Origin of the sequence: Dyadobacter chenhuakuii, from assembly GCF_023821985.2 — a bacterium.
Lineage (GTDB): Bacteria > Bacteroidota > Bacteroidia > Cytophagales > Spirosomataceae > Dyadobacter > Dyadobacter chenhuakuii.
In genome coordinates this window covers 352,819-378,762 of sequence record NZ_CP098805.1, presented here as the reverse complement: position 1 = coordinate 378,762, position 25,944 = coordinate 352,819, and the positions used below count along the sequence as shown (strand labels likewise).

Annotated in this window: 24 protein-coding genes and 1 riboswitch; of the genes, 13 read left to right on the top strand and 11 right to left on the bottom strand. The window is 43.0% G+C overall.

Translation table 11 applies throughout. From position 1 onward, the window contains the following. Positions 1–26 precede the first annotated feature (26 nt). The gene (locus tag NFI80_RS01605) at positions 27–926 is read right to left on the bottom strand and encodes an SDR family oxidoreductase (RefSeq protein WP_235164481.1); all 900 of its coding nucleotides are present in this window, start codon (positions 924–926) and stop codon (positions 27–29) included. Positions 927–1,128: 202 nt separating this feature from the next. Here NFI80_RS01605 and NFI80_RS01600 point away from each other — a divergent pair, with 202 nt between their 5' ends. Beyond that, positions 1,129–2,067 carry a glycerophosphodiester phosphodiesterase family protein gene (locus NFI80_RS01600; protein WP_235164480.1) on the top strand — a complete coding sequence of 313 codons (939 nt, stop codon included), beginning with the start codon at positions 1,129–1,131 and terminating at the stop codon, positions 2,065–2,067. A 220-nt stretch (positions 2,068–2,287) separates the two neighbouring features. Next, positions 2,288–3,163 (top strand): response regulator, encoded by an 876-nt coding sequence (locus tag NFI80_RS01595; protein WP_254414165.1) that lies wholly within the window; start codon positions 2,288–2,290, stop codon positions 3,161–3,163. 35 nt (positions 3,164–3,198) lie between these two features. On the opposite strand, the gene NFI80_RS01590 is transcribed toward NFI80_RS01595, so the two are convergent. Together NFI80_RS01590 and metE are read right to left on the bottom strand one after the other, a co-directional pair. Continuing rightward, the gene (locus NFI80_RS01590) at positions 3,199–4,131 is read right to left on the bottom strand and encodes a methylenetetrahydrofolate reductase (RefSeq protein ID WP_235164478.1); all 933 of its coding nucleotides are present in this window, start codon (positions 4,129–4,131) and stop codon (positions 3,199–3,201) included. A gap of 101 nt (positions 4,132–4,232) precedes the next feature. Then, positions 4,233–6,533 carry a 5-methyltetrahydropteroyltriglutamate--homocysteine S-methyltransferase gene (gene metE / locus NFI80_RS01585; protein WP_235164477.1) on the bottom strand — a complete coding sequence of 767 codons (2,301 nt, stop codon included), beginning with the start codon at positions 6,531–6,533 and terminating at the stop codon, positions 4,233–4,235. A gap of 39 nt (positions 6,534–6,572) precedes the next feature. Then, positions 6,573–6,714, bottom strand: a riboswitch (cobalamin riboswitch). A gap of 411 nt (positions 6,715–7,125) precedes the next feature. Between metE and NFI80_RS01580 the strand changes: the two genes are divergently transcribed. Beyond that, positions 7,126–9,597 (top strand): TonB-dependent receptor, encoded by a 2,472-nt coding sequence (locus NFI80_RS01580; RefSeq protein WP_235159858.1) that lies wholly within the window; start codon positions 7,126–7,128, stop codon positions 9,595–9,597. Between the two features lie 13 nt (positions 9,598–9,610). Continuing rightward, positions 9,611–10,951 carry a DUF4374 domain-containing protein gene (locus tag NFI80_RS01575; protein ID WP_235164476.1) on the top strand — a complete coding sequence of 447 codons (1,341 nt, stop codon included), beginning with the start codon at positions 9,611–9,613 and terminating at the stop codon, positions 10,949–10,951. A gap of 175 nt (positions 10,952–11,126) precedes the next feature. On the opposite strand, the gene NFI80_RS25575 is transcribed toward NFI80_RS01575, so the two are convergent. Beyond that, positions 11,127–11,258 carry a hypothetical protein gene (locus NFI80_RS25575; protein WP_255703551.1) on the bottom strand — a complete coding sequence of 44 codons (132 nt, stop codon included), beginning with the start codon at positions 11,256–11,258 and terminating at the stop codon, positions 11,127–11,129. A gap of 1,008 nt (positions 11,259–12,266) precedes the next feature. After that, a complete protein-coding gene (locus NFI80_RS01570; RefSeq protein ID WP_235164475.1) occupies positions 12,267–12,914 on the bottom strand; it encodes a response regulator transcription factor in 648 nt (215 codons plus the stop codon). A 169-nt stretch (positions 12,915–13,083) separates the two neighbouring features. Here NFI80_RS01570 and NFI80_RS01565 point away from each other — a divergent pair, with 169 nt between their 5' ends. After that, a complete protein-coding gene (locus NFI80_RS01565) occupies positions 13,084–13,338 on the top strand; it encodes a hypothetical protein (RefSeq protein ID WP_235164474.1) in 255 nt (84 codons plus the stop codon). A 47-nt stretch (positions 13,339–13,385) separates the two neighbouring features. On the opposite strand, the gene NFI80_RS01560 is transcribed toward NFI80_RS01565, so the two are convergent. The 5 genes from NFI80_RS01560 to NFI80_RS01540 all read right to left on the bottom strand — a co-directional run bounded on the left by NFI80_RS01560 (position 13,386) and on the right by NFI80_RS01540 (position 19,068). Then, positions 13,386–14,198: a sensor histidine kinase gene (locus NFI80_RS01560; RefSeq protein ID WP_235164473.1), complete on the bottom strand. Its 813-nt coding sequence runs from the start codon at positions 14,196–14,198 to the stop codon at positions 13,386–13,388. A 682-nt stretch (positions 14,199–14,880) separates the two neighbouring features. After that, entirely contained in the window at positions 14,881–15,363 is a 483-nt protein-coding gene (locus NFI80_RS01555) for a hypothetical protein (RefSeq protein ID WP_235164472.1), read from the bottom strand. A 76-nt stretch (positions 15,364–15,439) separates the two neighbouring features. After that, positions 15,440–17,005, bottom strand: a complete 1,566-nt coding sequence (locus NFI80_RS01550; protein WP_235164471.1) for a DUF6734 family protein — start codon at positions 17,003–17,005, stop codon at positions 15,440–15,442. A gap of 1 nt (position 17,006) precedes the next feature. Beyond that, positions 17,007–17,813 (bottom strand): hypothetical protein, encoded by an 807-nt coding sequence (locus tag NFI80_RS01545; RefSeq protein ID WP_235164470.1) that lies wholly within the window; start codon positions 17,811–17,813, stop codon positions 17,007–17,009. Between the two features lie 4 nt (positions 17,814–17,817). Then, the gene (locus NFI80_RS01540) at positions 17,818–19,068 is read right to left on the bottom strand and encodes a ferritin-like domain-containing protein (RefSeq protein ID WP_235164469.1); all 1,251 of its coding nucleotides are present in this window, start codon (positions 19,066–19,068) and stop codon (positions 17,818–17,820) included. Positions 19,069–19,379: 311 nt separating this feature from the next. Between NFI80_RS01540 and NFI80_RS01535 the strand changes: the two genes are divergently transcribed. From NFI80_RS01535 to NFI80_RS01500, 8 genes are all read left to right on the top strand, one after another. Continuing rightward, on the top strand, positions 19,380–19,706 hold the full coding sequence (locus NFI80_RS01535; protein ID WP_235164468.1) for a hypothetical protein: 327 nt from the start codon (positions 19,380–19,382) through the stop codon (positions 19,704–19,706). Positions 19,707–19,735: 29 nt separating this feature from the next. After that, a complete protein-coding gene (locus tag NFI80_RS01530; protein WP_235164467.1) occupies positions 19,736–19,960 on the top strand; it encodes a hypothetical protein in 225 nt (74 codons plus the stop codon). Positions 19,961–20,229: 269 nt separating this feature from the next. After that, a complete protein-coding gene (locus NFI80_RS01525; protein ID WP_235164466.1) occupies positions 20,230–21,066 on the top strand; it encodes a caspase family protein in 837 nt (278 codons plus the stop codon). Positions 21,067–21,096: 30 nt separating this feature from the next. Next, positions 21,097–21,300, top strand: a complete 204-nt coding sequence (locus NFI80_RS01520) for a hypothetical protein (RefSeq protein ID WP_235164465.1) — start codon at positions 21,097–21,099, stop codon at positions 21,298–21,300. Between the two features lie 9 nt (positions 21,301–21,309). Beyond that, a complete protein-coding gene (locus NFI80_RS01515; protein ID WP_235164464.1) occupies positions 21,310–21,735 on the top strand; it encodes a hypothetical protein in 426 nt (141 codons plus the stop codon). A 450-nt stretch (positions 21,736–22,185) separates the two neighbouring features. Continuing rightward, on the top strand, positions 22,186–23,763 hold the full coding sequence (locus NFI80_RS01510) for a hypothetical protein (RefSeq protein ID WP_252172091.1): 1,578 nt from the start codon (positions 22,186–22,188) through the stop codon (positions 23,761–23,763). A 4-nt stretch (positions 23,764–23,767) separates the two neighbouring features. Next, entirely contained in the window at positions 23,768–24,511 is a 744-nt protein-coding gene (locus NFI80_RS01505) for a hypothetical protein (RefSeq protein WP_235164462.1), read from the top strand. Then, positions 24,504–24,731, top strand: coding sequence for a hypothetical protein (locus NFI80_RS01500; RefSeq protein WP_235164461.1), 228 nt, complete (start codon positions 24,504–24,506; stop codon positions 24,729–24,731). The genes NFI80_RS01505 and NFI80_RS01500 overlap by 8 nt, the downstream gene beginning before the upstream one ends. A gap of 478 nt (positions 24,732–25,209) precedes the next feature. Here NFI80_RS01500 and NFI80_RS01495 read toward each other — a convergent pair whose 3' ends face one another. Continuing rightward, positions 25,210–25,767 (bottom strand): antirestriction protein ArdA, encoded by a 558-nt coding sequence (locus NFI80_RS01495; RefSeq protein WP_235164460.1) that lies wholly within the window; start codon positions 25,765–25,767, stop codon positions 25,210–25,212. Positions 25,768–25,944: the final 177 nt, after the last annotated feature.

Below are 25,944 nucleotides of genomic sequence, written 5' to 3'. Positions count from 1 at the left end.
TTCTACACTCTGCGCAAAGCTACGCATTATGGATGCCCGCCACCACCTGCGGCTCCGTAAATTTGTCCGGTTGCATAGCTGGCTTCTGCATCTGCAAGCTGTACGAAAATGGATGCGAGCTCGGCTGGCTGGCCTGGTCTTCCCAGGGGTGTAGCTTCCCCAAATTCCACGATCTTATCCTGTGGCTGCCCGCCGCTCACCTGCAACGGAGTCCATACGGGTCCCGGCGCAACGCCATTTACCCGGATTCCCTTAGGCCCGAGCTGTTTGGCCAGCGACTTTACATAAGCCACATTGGCTGCCTTGGTCTGGGCATAATCAAACAGATTTTCAGACGGATCATAAGCCTGGACAGATGAAGTAGCAATAATCACGGAACCTTCTGCCAGATGCGGCAATGCAGCCTTCGTAATCCAGAATGGCGCGTAAATGTTCGTTTTGATCGTCGCATCAAATCCTTCGGACGTAATGTCCAGCAAAGAATCCACAGCCTGCTGATGGCCGGCATTATTTACCAGGATATCAAGGCCCCCCAGTTTTTGAACCGCCTGCGCCACAAGCTCCTGGCAAAAGGATTCCTGGGTGATATCACCCGGAATGGCATATCCTTTCCGGCCCTCGGCTTCAATGAGTGCGATCACTTCGTCTGCATCAGATTGCTCCTGGGGCAAATAATTAATGGCCACGTCGGCTCCTTCACGCGCGTAAGCGATCGCCGCTGCACGCCCGATCCCCGAATCGCCGCCTGTGATCAGGGCCTTTCTGCCCGCGAGGCGTCCGGATCCTTTATAGCTGTTTTCGCCGTGGTCAGGCTTGGGGTCCATTTTGGAAGCCAGGCCCGGCACTTGCTGGGGCTGTTTGTTAAAGGGTGGCTTGGGGTATTTTGTGAGTGGATTTTGAAGTGATGCTTTGGTTGTTTCAGACATGTTAATGAAGTTTTGTAGTGAATAAATCAATTCTTATTACGGGTTTCTGTATTAAAACTTTGCCAATCGGTTTCAAAACCCCTCTACGGATAACCATTCACGTGCCTGAAAGGAAAGGTTACCAAAATTTAATATAGGAACTCAGGAAACGGCACTACATTCACGACGTTGTTTTACCCGATAGTCTACTAAACCCATTTTTATGAAAAAGTCTTCTTTATTTTCCGCTGTAACCGGCTTGTTTCTTCTTGGAGCAATAAGTGCGGTGAATGGTCAGGATCAAATGAATGTGCTTAAATTGAAAAGTGCCAAAGACCTGCACGCGTTTTTTAAATACACCGGAAATGATGTGCTGCTTATTGCGGGCCATCGCGGCGGAATGGTGAAAGGTTTTCCCGAAAATTCGATTGCAACTTTTGAAAATACATTAAAACATACGCCTGCATTTTTCGAGATCGATCCGCGGCTTACCAAAGACAGCGTCATGGTGCTCATGCACGACGCAACCCTGGACCGTACTACGACGGGAAAAGGCAAACTCTCAGATTACACTTACGCCGAGCTCAAACAATTCAGACTGAAAGATGCCGAAGGTAATGTGACCGATTTTTCGATCCCGACATTAAGTGAAGTGATTGAATGGGGCCGCGGAAAAACAATCCTGAACCTGGACCACAAGGATGTGCCCCTGGAATTGACTGCTGCACTGATCCGCAAACACAATGCTGATGCATTCGTCATGATGACCGTCCATAAGCCCGAAGAGGCTGCGTTTTATCTGAAAAACAACCCTAACAGTACATTTTCTGCATTTATCAAAACCAAAGCAGAATTTGAAAGTTATCAGAAAGCTGGCATCCCCTTCACCCAACTGATCGCCTACATTGGCCCGACCGTCAAGCCCGATAACCAGGAGCTTTACAGTTTGCTCAACAAAGCCGGCGCGATGGCGATGATTTCAGCAGCCTCTTCCTACGACAAACTTAAAACCGCCGAGGAGCGAAAAGCCGCCTATATTTCCATTGCAAAAGATGGCGCCTCGATCATAGAATCTGACTATCCGATCGAGCTGGCCGAGGCGGTAAAAGGCTTCATCAAAAAAGATAGTCCCAAGCAAAAGTTCTTCGGCAAAAGCAGGTGATTGAAAATAACCGGCCGCGGGCGGATCGTTTCTTTGTTTTCGCAAGTGGCATGTAATGAGACCGGTCTGTATTGGGAAAGCCCTGTCAGACCGGTTTTGGTTTGTTGTTGCCATTTTAGTGCGTAATTTGGCCCAAATTACACCTCTAAAAGGCAAATTGAGGGTCCTGACGATATCTTCTGCCAAGGGGATTGCAGGAGATCGATAACGTATTAAGATGATGCTGGCTAAGAAAACCGTATATATTGTCGACGATGACTCCGATGACCGGATGCTTCTTCGGGAAGCGCTGGAAAACGTAATCCAAGACATAGAAGTACAAGAGTTCGTTGACGGCCAGTTGCTGCTGGATGCACTTGCCAACAACTTGCCCGAACAGCCCGCATTGATATTAATGGACATGAATATGCCGCGGCTCACGGGGCTAGAAGCTTTGAAAAGGATAAAGAGCGACCCATTATGCAGGCACATCCCGGTGATCATCGTCTCCACCAGCTCCAATGCGGAGCTGATCAGGCATTGCTACGATCAGGGAGTGAATGCTTACATTGTAAAGCCGGTTGTATTTCAGGGATATATTGAAATAGCCCAGTCCGTCAGCATTTGTTTTCTGGACAGTTATCCCGAATTTGAAGGACAAGTGGTGGGTAAAAATTTCAGTAACAAAACCATTTTGGTCATTGAGGATAACCAGGATCACTGGCAAATGATGCGGGCTGCCTTAAAGACAGGCATGCCCGATATCAAAGTGATTCACCGAAGCAGCCAGGACAGCACCATCGACTTTCTGGAAAACGAATATGCGGCTTTGAATCCGCCCGTTGAGATGATACTGCTGGATTTATACCTGCCTGACCGCGATCAGGGCCTGAGCCTTTTGGCCGAAATCCGGAATTTCATTGCCAGCCGCAACCTTCCCCCCGTGCCTGTCATTATCCTGAGCCATTCGGACCATCCCAGAGACATAAGCGAAAGTTACGCGGGGCTTGCCAGTGCCTATCTTGTAAAAACGGGAAAAGCTTTCCAGTCATTTTCCAGCATAAGAGACGTATGCAGCTTATGGTGGGGCACGGTTACTCTACCGAAAACTTCCTAGCAGGTGAATGAAAACGGCAAAACTATTTACCGTTTTCAATTCCTTAATCCTGCATCTTTAAGCAATTGATTTATTGCAGATGCCATATCAATAGAAGCTTCGATCTCCGCTTTACGGATTGCAACACTTTCTATATTGAAGCCAAAGGGAATTGCATGTTCCATGCAAAACGCGGTAAGCTCTGAGGCGATTTCAAGGCATATTTCCACGGACCTTTCAAGCATATCGTCTGCCTGACGGAGATCTTCCTTTACCTGAGCAGGCAAGTGAATGCCCAGCCACTCCATAAAATCGAGCGTTTTGGCAGATCCGCAGGCTGTGATTGTAAAGATGATCGTTGGCGGGTCTGTCTGCTTGCTTTTGCAGCTGGCCGAAAGGTCCGCGATAAGCTGCTTTGCATAATCCAGATCAAAAACACATTGGGATATGAAATAAGAAACGCCGCTGCTCATCTTGTCGAGTATCCTTACATCCTCATCCTTTAATACATGATGTCTTTCCGGAATGGTCACTGCTCCGATAACGGACGTAACCTTGTGCTTTTCCCAAATTTTGTAGGCTTCCGAAAGACTGGTCTTCACCTGAAAATCCGGCGCAGGAACGCCTACAAAAACAGGATAGAATGTCTGCTGATGCAACTTTTCGAGCCAATCTGTTAATTCTGCATTGGTAAATTTACCTGCGGGCCGGTAAATGATTTTAGGGACATTCAAACTACCCAGATGTTCAGAGGCAAAATCAAGGGGATCCATTGCGTTGATAAATGGGAACGGCCTTTCCTGATTCGTCCTGGCAGATTCATCTTGTACGTCATATACGACGAGTGCATCGATATCCAGGGACGAAAGGCGGGCAATTGTTTTATCTGCGATTTCTGCAACCCGCTCAGGGGTTGTGCCTGCCTTTGGAGGAGTGATGCCGTAAAGCATTACACCGGACTGTCTGGATTTGATCTTTTCTAAAAACATAAATGGTAGTTTGAATACGGCTCCTTGCTGCTTTTTAATTTTTTTGTTCAAATATATGATGGAATGCCCGTAATGGAATGCCCGCACTTCCTGATTTTGATTTACACTTCTGTTGCAATTTGCTCCCGCGCCTGTCTGGCAGCAGCTACCATATTTTCCAGAGCAGCTTTCGTTTCAGGCCATTTACGCGTTTTCAAACCGCAATCCGGGTTAACCCAGAGATTTTGTGCCGGCAACAGATCTGCCGCTTTGGCCAGCAGCGAGCTCATTTCTTCTGTGGTTGGCACGCGCGGAGAATGAATGTCGTAAACACCTGGCCCGATTTCGTTTGGATATTCGAAATGCGCGAATGCCTGCAACAACTCCATCTGCGAGCGGGATGTTTCAATGGTGATCACATCGGCATCCATTGCGGCAATGTGTTCAATGATATCATTAAATTCACTGTAACACATGTGCGTATGGATCTGCGTCCGGTCCTGAACGCCGCTGGCGGTGATGCGGAATCCTCGTACAGCCCATGCCAGGTAATGCGGGCGCTTGGCTTTGCGGAGCGGCAAACCCTCGCGGATGGCGGCCTCGTCGATCTGGATAATGCCGATTCCGGCTTTCTCCAATGCCAGCACTTCATCGTGAATCGCCAGCGCAATTTGGTTGCTGGTCTGCTCACGCGGCTGGTCATCGCGTACAAACGACCATTGCAAAATGGTAACCGGGCCGGTCAACATGCCTTTCATGGGTTTGTCGGTTTGGGCAGCGGCAAATGTGCTCCACCGCACCGTCATATCAGCAGGACGGCTGATGTCGCCATAGATAACCGGCGGCTTTACACACCGGCTTCCATAGCTTTGAACCCAACCATTTTTTGTAAATAAAAACCCGTCAAGCTGCTCGCCGAAGTATTCGACCATGTCGTTGCGCTCAAATTCACCGTGCACCAGCACATCTAACCCGATTTCTTCCTGCCAGCGGATTGCTTCTATCGTAGCCTGCTCAATGGCATTTTCATATGCTTCGAGCGTCAGATCGCCTTTTTTGAACCTGGCGCGCAGCTGGCGGATATCGTTTGTTTGCGGGAACGAGCCAATGGTCGTTGTCGGAAATGCAGGCAGGTTGAAGCGCTCGCGCTGGATTTGCTGGCGCACCGGAAAAGCCGTGCTGCGCGTTGCATCTGCATCCGTAATAGCGGCCACCCGGTCCTTCACGGCCTGCTTATGCACTTTTTGTGACGATCTTCTGCTTGCGATCGCTGCCTTATTTTCTGCTAACAGTTCAGTATTTCCGTCAGCAATCTGGCTTAGCTCGTTAATCTCAACCAGTTTTTGCCTGGCGAAAGCCATCCAGTTTTTGATTTCCGGATCAATGGCCGTTTCCAGTTCCAGATCGATCGGGCTGTGCAGCAGTGAGCAGGACGGTGCAATGATAACACGATCTGCTCCCAACTTACCGACGGCCAGATTGATCAGCTGCAAAGATTTTTCATAGTCATTTTTCCAGACGTTACGGCCGTCCACTACGCCCACGGATAAAATCAAGCGGTCCGGAATCAGCGAAAGCACTTCGTCCAACTGCTCCGGAGCTCTTACCAGATCCACATGCAATGCATCAACCGGCAGGCCAACGGCCAGGCTCGTATTATCCAGTAATGCTTCAAAATAGGTAGCCACCAAGATTTTCACGCCGCTAACCTGCTGGGCGATCGTTTTGTAGGCAAATTCAAATGCTTCCTTTTCTTTTTTGGTAAGATCAAGGGCCAGACAAGGCTCGTCGAGCTGAATCCATGCAGCACCCGATTGGCCCAGGCGGTTAATGATCTCAATATAAACCGGAACCAGGCTGCTGATAAGCTCAATGCGATCGAACCCTGCCTCTTTTTCTTTACCCAACAAAAGATAGCTTACCGGCCCGATGATCACCGGCTTGGCTTTTGCTCCCAGCAGCGCTTTGGCCTGGTTATATTCGTTGAAAATATTTTCGTTGTTGATGCGGAATTGCTGATCGGCTTTGAATTCGGGCACAATGTAATGGTAGTTCGTGTCCAGCCATTTGGTCATTTCCATGGCTGTGATATCCAGACCATTCTTTTGGTATCCGCGCGCCATCGCAAAATACAAATCCAGCTCTCCATTGTCCGTTGCCTGCGAGCGCACTGCTTCATAACGCTGCGGAACGACGCCTAGTAAGAGGCTTGTATCCAATGTCTGGTCATAGAAACTGAAATCATTGCAAGGGATCAGGTCGATGCCCGCTTCCAGCTGAGTCTGCCAGTTCTCTTCTTTGATCTTTTGAGCCACATTGTAAAGCTCAGTCAGATCGATCTTACCTGCCCAGAATTGTTCACAGGCTTTTTTGAGTTGTCTTTGTCCACCAATCCGCGGGTAGCCAAGGTTTTGTGTTAGCATTTTGTCGTTTGTTTAAATAAAAATTGTTACAAGCGCTTTGCTTAACATTGGTAACAGGCAGTAACCTGACTTGTAACCTGCCCTCTTCGGCGGTTACTCACAGTTGCGCGACAGCTCGTGAATTCCACACGATTCCCTATTAATCCGACCTTCGTCGAAAACCTGTTTCCAGTTGTTATGGTAAAGAACGATTCGCGATATTTTGTATCCGGCAAAGGATTAAATATCTACGCAAAGCTATGTAAGAAGCATTTAATCTCTACACATTGCCATATTTTTAGATATTATCACTATTCAATAGTCAATTTTACTGCGTTTCTATCTTTTTCAACATTAAAATGTCCGTGCTAACAGATAAAATTCTACGGATGATGGAAGTTGAGAAGCGGCCTGTTGGATTAACGGCGTTTAACATTGATGAGTAATTGTTGTTACCCCAGGTAACATTTGTCTTTTTTTGTCTTGCTATTCAAAATATCGGGGCCTATATTTGCACTCGCTAGACTTAGTCTAAATAAGACTTGCTTCACACCTATTCTTGAAAACCCGGCAGTGGCAACTGTAAGGGCATTTAATTAAGAAAAATCATCGAATGTTATTGAAGCCTTCTCTACTCATTACAGCAATTGTTACCCTTTTTCATCTTCATACTTTTGCACAGACATCTGCCCTGAAAACGGCAGTAATCAAAGGAAAAATCAGCGACGATAAGGGTTCGGTGGTCAGCTTTGTAACCATAAGGGTTAACGGGACCAGCATCGCCACTTTCTCTGAAACCGATGGCACCTACACATTGAAAGATGTGCCCTACGGCCATCAGGAAATTATGATTACGTCTGTTGAAATCAAATCTAAAACTTCCAGGATACACGTTCACAAACCCACGCACGAGTTTAACGCGGTTGTAGCTAAAACCGCCCAGGATCTCAACGAAGTGCAGATTGTTCAGAAAACGGAAAAGAAACAGCTTGAAACGCAGGGATTTGCAGTCGCAATCATTGAAACAAAAGAAGCTTCGCTCCGCAACTTAACCACCAATGAACTGCTGGACCGGGCCGTAGGCGTCCGCGTCCGTCAAAACGGTGGGATCGGATCACGGGTGGAGTATAACCTGAATGGCATGTCAGGCAGTGCGGTTGGGATTTTCCTGGATGGCATTGAGATTTCAACTTATGGGTCTTCTTTCAATCTGAACAACATTCCACCCGCAATGATCGAACGCATTGAGGTTTACAAGGGTGTGTTGCCCTCGCATTTGACAGGCGATTATGTAGGCGGGGCCATCAATGTTGTTTTGAAAAAAGACGCTTCCCAAAACAACATTACAGCTGCGGTTGCCTACGGATCTTTCAACACATTTCAGGCCGATCTTTCCGGAATTTACCGCAACAAGCAAACAGGTTTTACCACCAGGGCATCAGGCTTTTACACCTACACCGACAACAGCTACACCACCTGGGGCAAGTTTTCAAAATTTGTGCATCCCGACCGAACATTGGAGCGGTATTACAGGGCCAAAAGATTCAATGATACTTATAAGTCAATCGGCGGCAGGTTTGAAGTCGGATTTACGAATGTGAAATGGGCGGACCAGTTTTTCATAGGTTACAATATTTCAGACACTTACAGCGAAATCCCGCACGGCACCACCATGGCAAGGCCTTACGTGGGCAGGTTTGGTGAATATCAGGCGCATGTGGTCAGCCTGAATTATAATAAGAACAATTTCCTGGCCAAAGGATTGGCGCTGAATGTGAATGCGGTCCGCAGTTACAGGAGCACATATGTTCAGGATACAGTTGGCCAGGTTTACAACTGGGACGGAAAGCCCAGAATGCTCATCCGAAACGGGGAAGTTGTTCCCGTGCCGCCCACTCCGGGAATGGGCCAGCAAGGTGCCAAGAGCATTGTGGAAGTAAACCGGCAGATCACCAATATGCGCTCTAATCTGGGATACACTGTTTTTCCGGGTCACAGAATTTCCCTTAATCACAAGCTGGAAACCACCGACAGGGATGACAATGACCTGCTGAATCCGGAGCGGAAGGAAATGGTGACTGTAAGCAGTGTAGTCAACAACATTCTTGCCTTAAACTATGAAGCGCAGTTCTTCAATGACAAGCTCAAAACGAACCTGCTGGGAAAATATACCTCCAACCGAACCATTCAAACGCGGCCCGAACTGATCGAACAAGACGGCGAAAATGTCATCAACAGGGTGCGCAATAAAACGGTGAACCACAACAAAGGATATGGTGCTACGGTTTCCTACAATGTATTTTCCAAAATGTACATCATCGGTTCCACCCAAAACGCCTACGTGACAGCCACCGAAAACCAGCTTTACGGCGATCCCGAAAACAACATTCTGGAAAATCCGGGTCTGATCCCTGAAAAGAATGTGAATTACAATCTGGGTTTCCGCCACGGCCCTATCCAGGCCGGCAAACACAAACTGACGCTCTATGCGAGCGCATTTTGGCGGAATGGCTTTGATAAAATCACCCAGCAGGCCGTCGAAAATGCGATTGTGCCGGGACGGGAAAGCGATGCGGATATTCAGGTTACCAAATATATCAACCTAGGACGCACGCAATCCAGGGGCTTTGAAGGAGAGGTGATTTATGTATATGACAACCGCCTGAATGCACTCTTCAACTTCTCCAAATTCAACACTTTATTCAAACAGAAATTTGACCAAAAGGGCAATCCGCACGATCTGTACAATTTGCAGCTTCCCAACGAGCCGTTTTTTACCATGAATGGCAGCGTTCAGTATCGGCTTAATGACAAGTTCCAGAAAAATTCGATTCTCAATTTTTATTACAATACAGGCTTTGTCGGCGCTTTCGGGACCGTATGGATGGAATCTGAATGGTTTACCACGCCTACCCAGTTCTATCACGATTTCGGAGCCAGCTACCGGTTCCCGAATGGTAAGATGGTCGCCAGCTTCGATCTCAAAAACATGCTGAATGCAGAGATGTATGACAACTTCGGTGTGCAAAAGCCTGGCAGGAGTATCTCAGTTAAGTTGAATTACACAATTAGTAAATTTTTATAATAATTAATTTAAGATGAAAAAGAATCTGATAAGCGCGGTGATCCTGGGTTTGGCAATGACGTTTGCCGGTTGCAAAGATGATGTGACCGATCCTGACGGTGGTGGCCAAACGCCTGTGAGCGAAAGGGAATTTATCTCATTGACTGCATCGATCCCTGATGCTGAGGGAACAGCAGGTAACGGCGGCACAATGGCTTACGCCATCACGCATGCGCAGGCTATCGACCCAAACTTTTCAGTTGATATATACAAAAACGGCTTTGGCCTCCGCTCTGCGCGCACAGCCCGCGTGCAAGCTTCTGAGGATGGAACGGAGCTCTACAACATTCAGTATACGGGTGAAGATGGTGGTGTATTCAACAAATATTTGGTAAAGGGCGCCAAAGATTACCAGGATACAGGCAACGAACTGGACTTGTCGGATATCGTAGGCACTTCTCCCCGCTGGACAAAAGCGGCTGAGGATATCGGAATCGGCGTACATTTAACCGGAAGCAAGACCGTAACGGAAGGCGCTGCGCCAAACCACGTTTTCAAATACACCCGGGGAAAAGTAAGGATCGCTGTCATTGACCTGAAAGAAGCCAGAGTACCCAACTCCACCGAATTCGATTTCCCTTTCCCGGCTGAGCTGGAAGCACAGGGCTACGCAGTGGGACGCATTGATGTTCCCGTTTTGAATGATGACAAAACCAAGATATTCATCGGCTGTAACGTAAGCAAAATTGACCCGAAAAAATTGTCTTACAACACTGCCGGGGAGCCGGTATGGGCCAACGATGCTGCTAACCGCACACTTGGGACAACGACGCTGGTGGTGGATTATCCTTCTTTACAAAACCCAAAACTGATCTATTCCACCCTTTCTAAAACCAACAACCACTCCTACCGCACCATGACGCAGTATGTGGGAAATGATGGCAATATTTATCAGGCCACAGCTACGGGCGGAAAAGACATTTTACGCATCAATAAAGGCAACAGTGATTATGATAATGGCTATCATTTTGATCTGGATGCTGCTTTGAGCCTGAAAGACACGCGTATCCAGGCTTGGAGATACATTAAGGACGGAATCGGCATTGTCTTGTATAACATTGCCGGAGAAGGCGGTTACATCGCGTTAATTGACCTGAATGCAAAAACGGCAACCAAAATCAGCAACGAATACGAAGCTGGGTTGGATTTTGGCCAGTATCAGAATATTGCGGTAAGCGGAGATTTTGTATATGTTCCGCTGACACCAACCGGCGAAGCGGGTAAGTTGCACGTGATCAACTGGAAAACCAAAGAAGTCATCAAGGGAGCCGCATTAACCGGTCAGTCAGGATCGAGCTATCTGGGTTCTTACTAGTAGGCAGGCTACTGATCATTGTTGGCAATGATCAGTAGCCACCTTATGGCGCATTTGAATAAGTTACTGTTAAAACCCCTGAATTACCTGCCAATGTCCTGGAAATGAACAAATAAACGGATATGAACCGGATTGATTAGGCGCTTTGAATTCCAGCCGGAAGCTTTTACATGAATTAACCAATGGCGTTCCAGCCATGCTCGCGGAAAGGTTTCTGAAACCGCACGCTGAAAATTTCCTCCTCATTGTTTTTATCGAGCATAATGTTGCCAAAGCTGGGATGCAGCCTGTAGTTGCCGGCATCCATCACCTCTTTATTTACAAATGCAGCCCTTTGCCAGCCACAGGTCTTAGATACAGTCCTTAATTAGCTCTGTGAAACTGCAATCGTTTGTTAGCAAACTAGTTTAGGTGCCAAACTCCTCACTAATTTATGAATTACGCCTCTACTGCATCTTGACTTTTTACCTGCAATCATTATAGCTGTTGTACAAGGAATAACCGACTTTTAGCCGGTTATCTCCTTTTTAAAATTTAGTAATCGGCAAACACATAGTCATCTATTTCGGAATAATCTTTCAAAAACAAATCCCGAGCAAAGCCTCAAATTCCAAATACCGTTCAGGTATTGCAGGCGCAATAGCTAACATCCTTGTTTTTTCAACATACGGATAGGCATATTCCAACTTCGCGTCCTAAATAGATCCTCCAAAGAACCCGCGGGACCTCTCTTGAAAAGAGTCGATCTGTTCAGATAGTGCTTCTCCATTCGCCGGCCAGTTGCTGATCTGTTCGAACTTTTTAGAGAGGGATTCGAATTTATATGTAACTACCTTATTTACAAATAATTAACTGACCTCTATCATGACATTCCATGATCTACGATATATAGTCAAAAACCAATCCTAGAAACACTATAACTCGCTGAAATTCAACAAATAACAATTCCTGTTATCTTCAAAACTACAAACTTACTGATCAAAGGCAAAGAAAAGTCAATTATTTTCGATTTATTTAGTTCGAATCCTATTTCTCCGAGGGTTCGAAACACCTCAAAAAGTCAGTTAGCTGCAACGCAAGTTTACGATGAAGACTCTCCTTCAGCCGTTCAAAAACCCCATAGGTTCGCATTAGTGGCATTCTTGCAATCCAAAAGTATATCCCGTTCCTTGATCCTTTAAGCCTTAACTTAACCGTGCTCTAGATTTTCGACTGTTTAAGACTACTCTTCTATTTTGTTACTATCCATTTCTTGTGCGAGCTATCCGGGGGTTATGAGAAGCCTCATATCGTTTGAAAACCAAGAAGGGCTATGTCAAAGGTCTACGAGCTTGAATTTGATAGCAAATAAAACCATGCCAACACGGCTTTTCACGTCCATTTTCTGGAAGACAGATTCCCGATATCCATCAATAGTTCTAGGGCTAACAGACATCTTATCCGCAATTTGGTGATAGGTGAGATCACTGCACGAAAGCCGAATAAATTTGAGTTCTTTGTCGCTTAGCTCCAATAGGTATTCGGAATTTTGTCTATTCTCCGGATTTAGATTATTTATAAGCTGTTTAGTTACGAAATCTGAATAGTAAAATCCCTTTTGACAAACTGCGTCCAATGCTTGCCTAAGCTGAGATGGCTTACAGCCTTTCAGTAGATAGCCGCGGGCTCCGTGGCGAAGCATCTTTACAATAGCATCTTCTTTATCGTTCATGGAAAGGGCGAGAACTTTTACGTCAGGATGGGTTTCCCTTAACCAATGCGCTACCTGATATCCATCCATATCCGGCATACTGACGTCGAGCAGAATAATCTCGGGAATGAAATTGAGCCGCATTCGTTGCATCAGTTCCTCACCACTAAACACCTCGTAGATTACATCATAATTATCGAATTTTTGAATGAGACCAGATAATGCCCTGGCCACTAGTTCATGATCATCAACAATAGCTATTGGAGTTTTCATATTTGAAACGTTCAATGCATAAACAAAGATATTTAAGAATGATGGTTTGCTCTAACATTCTACTGGGTAAATTAATGTCCTACAATCCTTTTATATAATAATAGCACTTTTGCGTGCATTTGCAAACTGTGCATAAGACAGTATGTATAGTCTAGAACAAACTACTTTTATGGATTTATTTACCGTGATATGGAACAAAATTGGTTGGTTCGCTACAACGCTTACAATCCATTCGGACGAAAATCCAACAAATCCCGCGAGCAACACATTGGTCGCAGAAATCGAGTTAATCGGTACCGGTAGCCACAATGAACCCAGAAACCTGCATGGTTTCTTCTGGAAGCTTCCGAGAAAGACTATGAACATGTACAATTTTTCCATGGAGAGAGTGAAACTACAGTATATTCTGGCGGTGGCTAATTAAGCGGTTCAGAAAGTGCAGCATTTCACGAATAAGAAATTAGCCCAACGTCAATTGTTTAATTCCCTTTGAATTCCGATTGTAATATTAGTCCCGTCTTCGCATGAACTCTTAATATCGATTGTGCCGCCTACTAACCTTATACGTTCCATGATGTTTCGTAGTCCGGCTCCGGATTCGTCGAGCTTCCGTCGTAAAACTTCTTCCTGATTAAAACCTTTACCATTATCACTAACAGTAAGATTGAGGTTAGTTGGGGTAAAATCAAATGTGAAATCAATCTGACCTGCACCAGAATGTTTGATTGAATTATTGAGGCATTCTTGCAATACTCTAAACAATACAATCTCAGTATTAAATGAAAGGGAATATGGATCGCCAAGGGTTCTAAGATTGACTGAAATTTTCTTTGTTTTATTAACTCTCTTGGCTTCATTTTGAACACTCTCCAAAAGGCCGAAATTTTTAACGACATTTCCATCCAGGCTCTTACTCAATAAGCGCACTTCGTCAATTGTCTGATCAATTATTTCAGCAATCTCATCTAATCTATATCTTGGCGAGACGGGATAATTAACCTCTTCCTCAAGCATATTTAGAGATATGCGTGCTATAGTCAACAACTGTCCAATATTATCATGTAAGTTTTGTCCAACATTCTGCAATGTCTCGTTTTGCACTTCGATTTGAGCTTTCAAAATATTTTCCTGAAACATCTTTTGCATTCGATCCTTGTCAAGTGCATTTTTTAGCTGCTTTCTCTGCGATTTGAATACAGCAATGACGAAGATACCCACGAAAAATAAAAGTAGAGCCGTTCCAAAAATCAATGTAAAGACGGCTTCCTCATAACCGGTAGGCATATAAAAGCTAAAATGAGTAGGATGTAAAAAACAAAATTGAGGTAGTGACCCATTGATCTTACTAATTTTCCGGCACCAGGCAATTCAGAATCTAAATAATATCGAAAACCCATAATAAAGATGTTGCCACAGTAGTACAGTATAACTGCAAACGAAATCCAGAAAATGGGAAGCAGCAAGATTGAATCCATCAGCTCATCCGAACTTGTTAATTCAAGCATGATAAGTGCAGCCCAGATACTCAGTAAAAAACTTTCCAATACAAAGTCGAAATATTTTTGAACAAATAATGCGTTAAAATTAAACGCATAATAAATTAGTAGTACCGTTATATAAATTGGAATGGACACTTTTACGGCCGTTCGAAGCCTCCTACTCTTAACATTCGAATAAAACAGCAGTGCGTATAACGTGTACTCAATTGGTTGAAACATGTGAAAAACTATCCAGCATGTTTCTCCGGTATAAGATCGCATTGTATCAACTACTACCTCGGTGATAATAGAGCAGGCTAATATGCCTGTAAGAAATTTCATATTTCTTACAGGCAGCCTTGCTCGGTTGAAAATCACCGTTGCTAAACTTACAAAAAGAAGTAAATAATAGAAAATTTTGGTCAGTTCCATGAACATAAAATCAGAAAACCGTGGAACTTTTCAACAATTAAGGTTTCATAAGAAGGTTAATCGTTGTGGTATTTTCGGTTAACACGGAAAAACTCTTGAAAGCGCACTTCATCTTCTACCTTGTCGATAGAGGTCGACCAAGTTTCCTGAGCTTGGGTAAATAGTCCATGGTCCAGATCATATGGGAGTAAATTCGCTTCATGGTCTACTCCCATAATCACGAGCGTGTTTTTGCTGAGCGGATTGCTGGATTCTTCAACGGCAAAGAAGGCAACTAAGGAATGAAATCCCTTCTGATCCATCACTTTTTGTATTTTTTCGTGATCCAAAATAAGGCCGAGAGGCTCGTTCGTTGGATGAGTATTGATATCGCTTTGTTTAAGTTGCTCGCTAATCAACTTCATTTTTTCACGATAGGCTAAAATCATATCGAACTCTGCAGGGAAATGAAGATCTGGCTGTTTACCGTCAGCTTTTTTTTCAGATGACTCGTAGTCTGCAGATGTAAGCCTTTTGTTGTCGTTGTTGCTGCCTGACATGTTCTTGCTCGTTTAGGTTTGAAATAGTTGTTGTATTGAGTTCTATATATGAGGATATGAGGCAATTTTAATCACCTCAATTTGGGCTAACTAGAGTTAATGCGCCTTGATGAATTAGATATCTTATTCGTGATTCAAACACTGTTTCAAGATCTATGAGAGACTGATTTGAAGTTGTGTTCAACCTTAATTTATCAATTATCGATCTTGTCGTCATACTATGACTAGCGTACTCGTAGATAAGGCTATTTATAGGATCGAGCTCCTGCTCTTTTATTTTTTCCTGTTCGGGATAATAATATACCAAAGTTTCGAAATAATTGCTACTCTTATTAACATTGTCTTTAAAGTCATCCACCGAAGAAGTAGCAAATTCATTTTTTTGGGCCCATAACCATCGCGTCGATAGCAGTGTTACAGTGTCCGGAATAGAGTAAGTGCAGTCCATAAATGCCGAACTATCTAACATGCGTTTGGCCTTAACGTAGTTGTCGTAGTAGTAATTAAGTGGGTTATTGACAGCGAGTAAAGCAAATTTATAGCGTTGATATTCGAAATAATATGCATCAACAATCAGTTCATATAAGTTTATAGGCAATAAATATTGATTTTTTCTTACAGATGACTCGATCGAATCAAGATTTTCAAAATTTATTTTGATATCCTCTGATATTTCGGAAGCTATTGCCTCCGTTCGGTAAAAGTGGTGCCTCAGATCTTCAGAGTTGCCGAATAGTAACTCATTTGAGATCTTCTCTTTATTATCTTTTTTGAATCGATATTCGCTTAAGTATTTACATTTAGTAAACGCATTCTGGTCCTCGTAATACAATGTCTTTGCGATCGCTTCTTGTACCGTGGAGTTAGATTTACAACTCATTACGTGGATATAAGTGCTGAGCTTTGGTGCGTCATGTATTTTGTAGGCGTTATAGCTAAACTTGTCTTTATATACAAAATCAATTTGATACTCAAATGATGCATCGTGATAATCTGCATAGATTTTGAACATACATTGTTCCAGGAAGATATTCATATTCCCGACTGAAATTTCAGTTAGTTTATCGCGGTTTCTTTCAAGAAGTTCGACAACCTCTTGAAAATATAGACCGAACAGGTGGAAGTTGTTTCCACCTATAATTCCCGCGTTGACGGCATGACAATTATCTTTCGAGGCCTGCTTTAACCAGTTTGGAACATAGGTGAATTTCTGTTGAATGGTTTCAAGTGCATCTGTATAGTAGCTATTAATCTCAATATTTTGAGCGCATAATGCGGACTTGGTGATCTTTTCGCTGAACTGTCGAAATAGGTATACGTCGTTATCGACGTGGATGAAGGGCGTATGCTGTTGTGAATAGATAAACAGCTTCTTAAGCACCCAGTACGGCTCAATATTAAAGCTGCACAATTCGCTGAACGATGGTCGCTCCAAATCAATTACTACATTTGAATACTGAAGCCCCAGTTCTTTTACCAAAATTTGATACCCGATGTTATCCGTGTGCAGCTCAATGTCTGAGTAGAACTTTTTTAGCATTATATAACTTAGGTTTAAGTTATACAACATTGATTTTTCACTGCTCCAACGACCTGAAATATCATTTTTGTCGGGAAACCAAGTTGATTGAACGATCTTCATATCAATATTTAGAAACAGGTATACTCAAATAGCCATTTATATACATGCAGGCAACGTCAAAATCCCATCCGCCAATCCAAAATTGCGCAATCCACTGTTTTCTCTCATTGAAATCGATGTCTGCTACTGTATTGGGATCTGAGCATTCGATTGAGCCGTCTAAACCAATGTGATATGTTAGAGTCATCTGAAAAAGTTCCTCACAACGAGTAGGAAGTAGTTGTCGGATGATATCTATCCGCCTTTGAATTACAACGGCTTTTGGTGATTCAAGAGTTTCAGTAATTTCTTGTTCTAGGGCTAGGGTTCTTTTAACTAACAGTTCGGGATAATTGTATATCTTCGTACTTTCTGCAACTTTCCCTGGTTCCGAAGCAAATGAGTGCGGTCTCAAACTAGCAAATGGATATTTTGGAGGCCCTTGCGTTGAACCTCGTGTCAATTTTAAGGAATTCTTAGTTACAGATATTTTGAAGGGAACGATGGGTTCAAGTGCTTCTCCCGCAACAATGCCATTCTCACCTTTGAAAACGGGCGAGTCTTCCAAATTGATTTGCGCATCTATTAATGGGTGACTCAAGACTGCGCCCGCCGGACCAAATATCTTGTCAACCTTAACCGCGATTGGAGGAGTATGCGAACGTCGAAATTGTCCGGTATCTTGAAACCGAATTATTCTATCGAAATCTGGTTCCCCAGGCAAAGCTCTCATCGCACCGCGTGTCCCTCGTGCATCATCAGGGGGATCCGGTGTTGTGGCAAGACGGCATTGAAACCAACCGCTAAATTTTAAATGCAAAAAGCTCATAGCATTATGAAACTGTTTCAACGTCTAACAATAGGTATTTAAGGTTTTCGTACACGCTATTTAGTCTCTTTAAACCGGTGTAGGTATTTGCAAAATCCAACAAACTTTCGCAGAGGCCAATTTCTTGGGTTATCCGCTCTTTTAAAATCTTCCATCTGGATTGAACGTCAGGAGACAAACGGATGGGATGGTAGATTTCAAAGCAAGGGCCAGCCACGAGATCTGTTTGCTCCTCATGAACGGGCATTTCTGTCAACATCTCTGCCAAAGGCCTTAACATTGTACTCATTACTCCTCGGGATATCCGCGTCAGAGCTTCAATCTGCCGATCTGTTTCACCAGCTTGGCTGTGATATTGAATAAGTGTTGACAACATAGTGATATAAATGTCATTAAACAGTTCAGCCAGTTTTAAGGTCACGCCATGAGTAATAAGCGTCACATTTCCTCGCGAGTCGCCATTGTATCTAGTCTGCGGATTCAATGCTACATTTTTTGAGGGGTTAAAACTCGAGGATTGTTTCAGTTCCTTTGCAAGCTCAGATCGGACTCTCATAAACTTTTCATAGTGCGAATCTTTGTTGTCATCAGGTGTTCCTTCGCCGTCGACAATAATTCTATTGATGACTCTTCTAGCAGAATTAAGATCCTTCACTAAATCTAAACTATTGTCTTGGTTCCGAATACCGCCTATAAACAGTTCTTTTTCACCTATTAAGTTTGTAAGATCAATAAATCCTTTTTCAATTATTGAATATAACTCACCGACGTGATTGTAAACAATTGGTTGCGGAGATCCGTCTCTTGCCGTAGCAATTCTAATACCAGTTTCATTTGGAAAGGCAAGATAAGTAACACCTTTTGGAAGCTCGCTGATGATAAATCGATATAATGAGCAGTCATTAAATCGTTCTAATTCAAAATCGAATGGATAGCGGTGATGTTTGTTCTTTCCTACGCCCAGTAAAAAAAAAGAAGTATTACTTTGGGGGAAATTAGGGCGAAGGAACTGGGGAGCGCTCCCGATCGCTGCTAATAGATTACAAACCTTTGCTAGATGGTCCATCTCTTCTCTGGCAACATCGAAGATAATCTTCTGCCATCGTGCCAGACATATTTGCTGACTTGGGGAAAGGTCTGGGATATCTCTCCTTTCTATTGAAAACGCCGCAAACAGATATTGGACAAGTAACCCATGCTCTACTTCGGCAGCTTCTGAAAGCGCAATAATCAGCTCTTCCCTTGTTACTATCATGAATTAATGAATTTAGAGGAGTTAACTAGAAAAGCAAAAGTTATCAAAATCTACGCATCTAAAAACTAGCATATTAAGAATACTTTGCAGATAAACAGCGAAAATGCAGGCTGGGATTCCTACAACTTAGAAGGCCTAAATAGCTCCTGTGTTGTGAATTTCACCGTAGATGATACGGGAAAAATACCGGAGATCTTGGGTTATATACTCTTTTTCTCTGCTTGTTCTAATACTAATTTTGATAACATAATCATCAGCCAGCGAAACACTCCCTGCTAATAGACTTTTATCAACATTTAATACTTGATCCGATGGAAAGGACATTTAAAAGTATCGACGAATTTAAGAAAACGCTAGTGAAAGATGAGCACTTACAGAAGGAGTTTCGAGATGATCCGGTCACTGCAGTTGAAAAGTTAAAAGAATCACCATTAAAGACCGACACGTGGGTGTACAGGATCGTAGTAGGTGCCCTCGGCCTAACCATCTTAGTCATCACACTTGGGGTAATAATTCTAACCGGCGTGGGGAAAGTAAATGATGATAATGATATACCAACAGTAATCACGGCAATCGCATCGGCAGCAATAGGAGCACTTGCAGGCCTTTTGGCGCCACCACCCGGGGAAAGCAATTAGATTGAATCACTTAAACCAAAACAATGCATATGGAAAATTTTCAAATTTTGAAGTTAGATGTCTCCATCAAAGATGAGGTATTGTCAATGTGTACTGACGCCGATGCGTTAAATCACTATTTGTCTGACCATGTTTCGCCGATAATTTTTGAGGCTATTGCGGCGATACCTAAGGGTGGGGAACTTGGTGGAAGGGTTGCCTGCGACACTCGGGGTGAATGCCGTGTTGAAGTCGGCGGTACATGGAGATTTTAATACTTACCTATAACTATAAATTTATAAACAATGGAAAATTTCACTGTAACAAAGTTTCAGTTAACGATCAATTCAGATAATCTTAGAAATTTAACTGGAGACGACTTGAAAAATTACATCGACGGATCGGTCTGTCCAGTCATCTTCAGTCACCTAACTATTAAATCAAAACACGAAGGAGACGTTCGTGGAGAAGTTAGATGTACTGCCGATCGCGGAGGTGTTCGCTGTGAGGGGTCTGTGTCTGGCTCTATCCGTTTATAGTGCAGATGGCAAGCGCATATTCATTGAGTATAGGATTAAACAAGGTTGATCCGGCTCACTATAACGGTTGGGATGGAGCTCTTAATGCACCTGAAAACGATGCACGAGACATCCATATGCTCACTAAATCCTTAGGATACTCGGGAGATTTGTTGATAGGGAATGAGGCGACGCGTGAGAATGTAATATCAGCGATCAACGGTGCAGCAACTAATCTAAAAGAAGGCGACATGTTTGTTCTGTTTTATTCGGGGCATGGCGGACAATTACCTGATCTTGATGGAGATGAGTTTGACCGAGAAGATGAAACGTGGTGTTTGTATGATGCAGAACTTATGGACGATCACCTAAGACTTCTTTGGCATAAGTTTGCAGCAAATGTGAGAATACTTGTCTTGTCCGACTCATGCCATAGCGGCACAGTTATAAAATTACGACCAGACGGTGGAAGGAATTCATTCACGGATTACTTACCAAGGATCGGCGTAAAGACAATACCCGTCGAACTTGCTTTGAGTACCTACATTGTCAATAAGGGATTTTATGATGAATACATTCGGCAGGTAGACATGCAAAAAGCGGATTTAAAAGATCATGAAATTAATGCTACCGTACGGCTCATCTCTGGCTGCCAGGATAACCAATCCTCCTATGATGGAACATTTAATAGTTCGTTTACAGGCGCGCTCAAAATAGTGTGGAATGGCGGAAAGTTTTCAGGCAATTACACCAGGTTTCATTCTGAGATTCAACAGTCATTGCCGTCTTATCAGTCTCCAAACCACTTAGTGGAAGGCCGCTCCAACGCAGCTTATGACCATCAGGTTCCATTTACCATTTAAGTTTCTATTTTTTATTAGAATTCGCTCAAAATGAAAAATCAGTTTTTAATCGATCTTGATGTCATCGACTTGACAGATGAACAGCGGGCCGCGGTAGTTTCGGCGTTGCATAAGGCGGCTAGTAATGAACTGGCTAGATTTACATTAGAAAAAAAAATTATCCTTATCCCTTTAGAACTGAACTCGAAGGGCGAGGGGCATGGCGGTCGCTTAGGATATGTCGGTAGATTTTAAAGCTTCAAGATGAAAAAAAATTCACCACCTCTTTGTCCGGCTTTTAGCGGGATCAAAAAATCCAACCTTCTAGGAATTTTGCAACACGACAAAATTGCCTTGTTGCCCAATCCATTAGAGCTGGATCAGGATTTCATTGAAAACCTGAAAAATGGTTCTTTGCCGGAACAGCATTTTCGCTTTGTCAGCCGATGCGGGACTGGCGAATGCATTCAATGGAAGGGCCAGCGTTGCGGAGTAGCGGCGGAGGTGGTAAATTTTGTCAAATCTGTGAAGAACGATGACATACCTGACTGCTCCATTCGTAGCGACTGTCGCTGGTACCGTCAGGAAGGCGTCTCTATTTGCAAAGTTTGTCCCTATGTATTAACTGATATGAAGGCCTCAGAACTTGCTATTATTTTCTCCAATCGCGGCGAAGATTTGTTGAAATAAAACAGAGATTCAAACAATCTTCAAAACGAATTCAACCCCTGCTGTTAATATAAAGGAAACGAAAACAGCTTTTTAATAATTTTTGTTGGACATCGCGCTCCATTTAGTTGTCATCAGACGTAATTATCTCTTTAAGCTTAACATTTTTTCAGTTCGAAAAATTGAAAGCTTGGCCGTATGTTTCCACCGGCTATTAGATAGTTTTCTAGATAAGTATTTATACCAATACTGCGATTCTAATTTATGTGATTTATGACACGCCATCATAACCACAAATACTATTGCATCGTAAACCCGTCTATTTGACTATAATCATGTGAACCAAGATATAAAAAAGATACTTTTACTTGTTTATACATACCAAATCGAATATTTAGTTTACAGAAAAATTATTGTGGCGATAAAAATACTTTGTGACCAGATTTTAAAAACCTTTCCTGTAGAAATCCTATGAGATACATTCTAATACTGCTTGCACTTACACATTGTTACGAAGTCTTTGCACAGGGAGGAGGAGCTAGAAGGGCGAAGTCAATGAAGGTTGTCAAATTTGACCTTTCAACTAGGGGCGTGGTTGGAGATATTGCCATTCCTTTTGACGAGGAATTTTACTTAGAAGTCGATGGAATAGCTTATGAACGCATTAACAGAGCATCTCTATTCGAAGTTAAATATCGCGGAGGGAAGAGTGATTTGCAAAAGAATTGGAAAGTTGACACTACACATTTAGCGGTGCCAAATTCCCGGCTTGAAGTGAGCAGTGATAGCAGCAATAAAAAGAAAGTTAAATTGAAATTGCCGCCTTTAAAGCCAAGTAGAGATTTTGACATTTTTCTTGAAATGAAGCTTTCACCTGAGAATCAGAAGTTAGCGTTCGCTCTCAATAGAGAAATTTTCAAAGTATTAAAACGTACCGGCTCTACCGATTCAGTGCTAAATAACAAGTTGATCAAAAAGCAGTTTACAATGCTGAGTGATGAAGCAAATGACAAACTTGTTGGACATTCGTCGGTACGAGCCGTTTTTTTCGACACACTGGTTGTTTACTGTCAAAACGTTTACACAAGAATCAGTTCGCCTTTGAACAAAATTTATTATAGTTCAGGCTACGAAGGACTATATTCGATTACAGCTAACGCTCTGCAATTGGTTAGTTCTAATTCTGTAAAATCTGCGAACAAAGTGGATTTAACTGTATTCAACAATATGATAACAACTGTTCATAATGATGTATTTTTTGGATATCTTCCAATCAATTTCAATGAATTATCCAAACGAGCTGACACGCTAAATCCAGTCGCAAGAATAGCCAATATTGATACTACATTAAAGTATTTTTATAAACTACGGAAACTTGTTGATGATTTGGCTATTCTGAATAAAATAAACTTTCAGCCTATTAGCGATTCTTTACATAGCAATATCAAGGATCTAGTAGACAACAAGGAAAAACTATCCGGCGATCTTAAAGCTATGAATGAGGTGCTTGACGCTCAAATAGAAGCAAAATGGCTGGTTGGGACATCTGGAGCCAAAGATTTGCAGGCTGAGGGGAAAAATTATTTTTCAGTACTAGCGGGATTTGCGTATGGTTTTGCCAAGACAAATTATGATAAGGTCGTTGGTATCCCAAAGCTATATTTAGGCTTGAATGTTAATTTTCGAGCACTGAATAAGGATTTACGACCATACCAAGACATTGCCAGGAAAGCGAAAAGTGACACGACAAGGCTTCTCTCACGTCGAAACATTTGGAATTTTGTCGGTCTAAACGTTGGGCTTACCTTAGGTTCTATGACAAATGGGCAATTTGATAATTTCTATGCAAATACCTCACTGATTGTTGGACCTTCAGTGCGCATCACCCGGCTTTTTAGAGTAAGTGCCGGACCGATGTTCCTGACAAGAGTCCAAATGAGCCCTATCTTAGCGCAAAAAAAACCTACGGCAGGCGTTTATGCTTCCCTCGCCCTAGATATTGATTTTCTTGAGCCGGTTACAAAAATAATCAACATGGTTTTTAAATAAAAGTATGAAAATAGCTACTTACTTGTTAGCAATCTCTCCGTTTGTATTTACGAACTGTCAGGAGAAGATTAATACAACAGACGTAATCAAAGGGTTTTCCGTCGCTCCCAAAGAGTCAGTATTGGCAGACGGAAGTACAAAATTGAGTATATCCGTACTATTAGATAATTCGGCTGATCTTGATAAAAGGAACATTGTATTTACAGCCAGTAACGGCGATTTTATCAATGGAAAGGATCACATCATCGTAAAAAAAGCTGAGTTTGAAGCTGGCCAACTGGTTGCTAGGACGGAATATATTGTTCCAAATACGGATGGGAAGATTGTTTTCACCGCAAAACCCGAGGCCCAAAGCCAATTTAAAGATTTCCTTGTGAAAGATTCCATTACTCTCCTTCAATCAGTGCCAAAAAGCATTAAATTGACCACATCTTCATTTTCAGTTGAGACAGGCTTTGGCTCCGACGTACTGATCACAGGCAAATTATCGAATGATAATAACTCTGGCGTATCTAAAAACTATAAGGTTGTTTTCGAGGATATGCTTACAGACGGGAGCGATATAAGTGGTCGATTTCGTCAGCAGTCGCTCTCGGTTGACTCGAACTCTCAGGTGAGTACAATATACTCACCTGGTTATGTGGCCGCGGGGACTGAGGTCAAAGTAATCTGCTATTTACTTGATGACCAAGAAAATAAAACTCAAATAAGTGATTTTGTAATAATTAACGTAATCAGCAATGAATAACGCAGCACAAAACAGGAAGAAAATCGAAGAAGCACTTAATGCCGGACTTGGAGCCCAAATGAATTCACTACTTGTAGAATACGGGCTTCCTGAATTTGCTTTTGAAAGTCTAAAAATAGAAAATAGCGATAAACAAAAACGTGGCGATAGCGATAGTAGTATTTTGATTGGCTGCCGGTGGGTATACGATGCGAATACTGGATGGTTTATATGTGTTTAGTTTTAGGTCGTTTTCATAACTCCTAGGCGAAATTCTGTGGCTAATTACTTGCCATAATTTTTGCAACTCCTTCGGCAGTGATCTTGAAAGAACATTAGATGATATTGAGAGATAAATTAAAAGATTGGATTTACGAATTCATAAAGCCTCAGCATTATACCTTATTTTCTTGCGATCTGATATTAGTCCTGCTAAGGTCAATCAAGGGACAAGTTGAAGATTGAAGGATAATTTTGTAAAGTTCATTTTTCATCGCATTATAGTTACATTCAACAACCGCCTAACTGAGGTTAGAAGTTTTGACAGCGAGGGATTGGAACGAGCAAATTAATCAGCTGCTCGTCAACCAGTTCAAGTCCTAAACAAGTTGTAATCCATGATTTACGTCTCGAGCTCGTTTTTCCCAACCTATTAAGGTTAAATAGATTAATTTAAAGCGATATAACCGGTCATAACCGGTTATATCGCTATTGAAAATTCAGTAGTCAGCATACACGTACCCATCCACCTCAGTATACCCTTCCAGGAATAAGTCCCGAGCAAAAGCGTCATAGTCAAAATACCGTTCGAGCACCGAAGGGGCATTAGCCAGCATTCCAGTTTCATCAACGTACTGGTAAGCGTACTCTATTTTCGCATCCTTCATCGATCCACCAAAGTATCCGCGGTAGCTCTCCTGAAAACTTTCGACCTGTGCATCTAATGCCTTCCCATTGCCAGGCCAGCTGCTAATCTGTTCGCAGTAGATCTTGAAAGCCTCTGCTGTATCATCTTCCATTTCGTCAAGTGCTTGGAAGTACTCAAACGCCTTATCGTCCAAACTGCACTCGGAAATCAGGAAGTCCGGAATGTTTTCCCAGTCTTGAAACATGAGCTCTGGACCAAATTCATTCCGATGATATTCATAGCAATCTTGGTAAAACTCCTTTGCATCAGCATAGTCTGTCAAATCAAACCATTTCCCGAAGAGTGAACCGCTGTTGTACATTCCGTAAGTGCCAACATAAATCCTTGGAGCGTTTTCTGATGATTTCATGATTTAAAGTCTTAAAGTTACGAGCCCCGGCTTTGTGCTCAGGGCAATCGCCTCCTTCAATCGAAGAAAAAGTGACGGGGCTTGCCCCTTGGGTGCAAAGTCGGGAGGCGGTTTAAGGAGCGGCGATAGCCGGGGGCGCCTAGCCGTGGTAAATAGCCGGTGACTTTACAGCCGTCA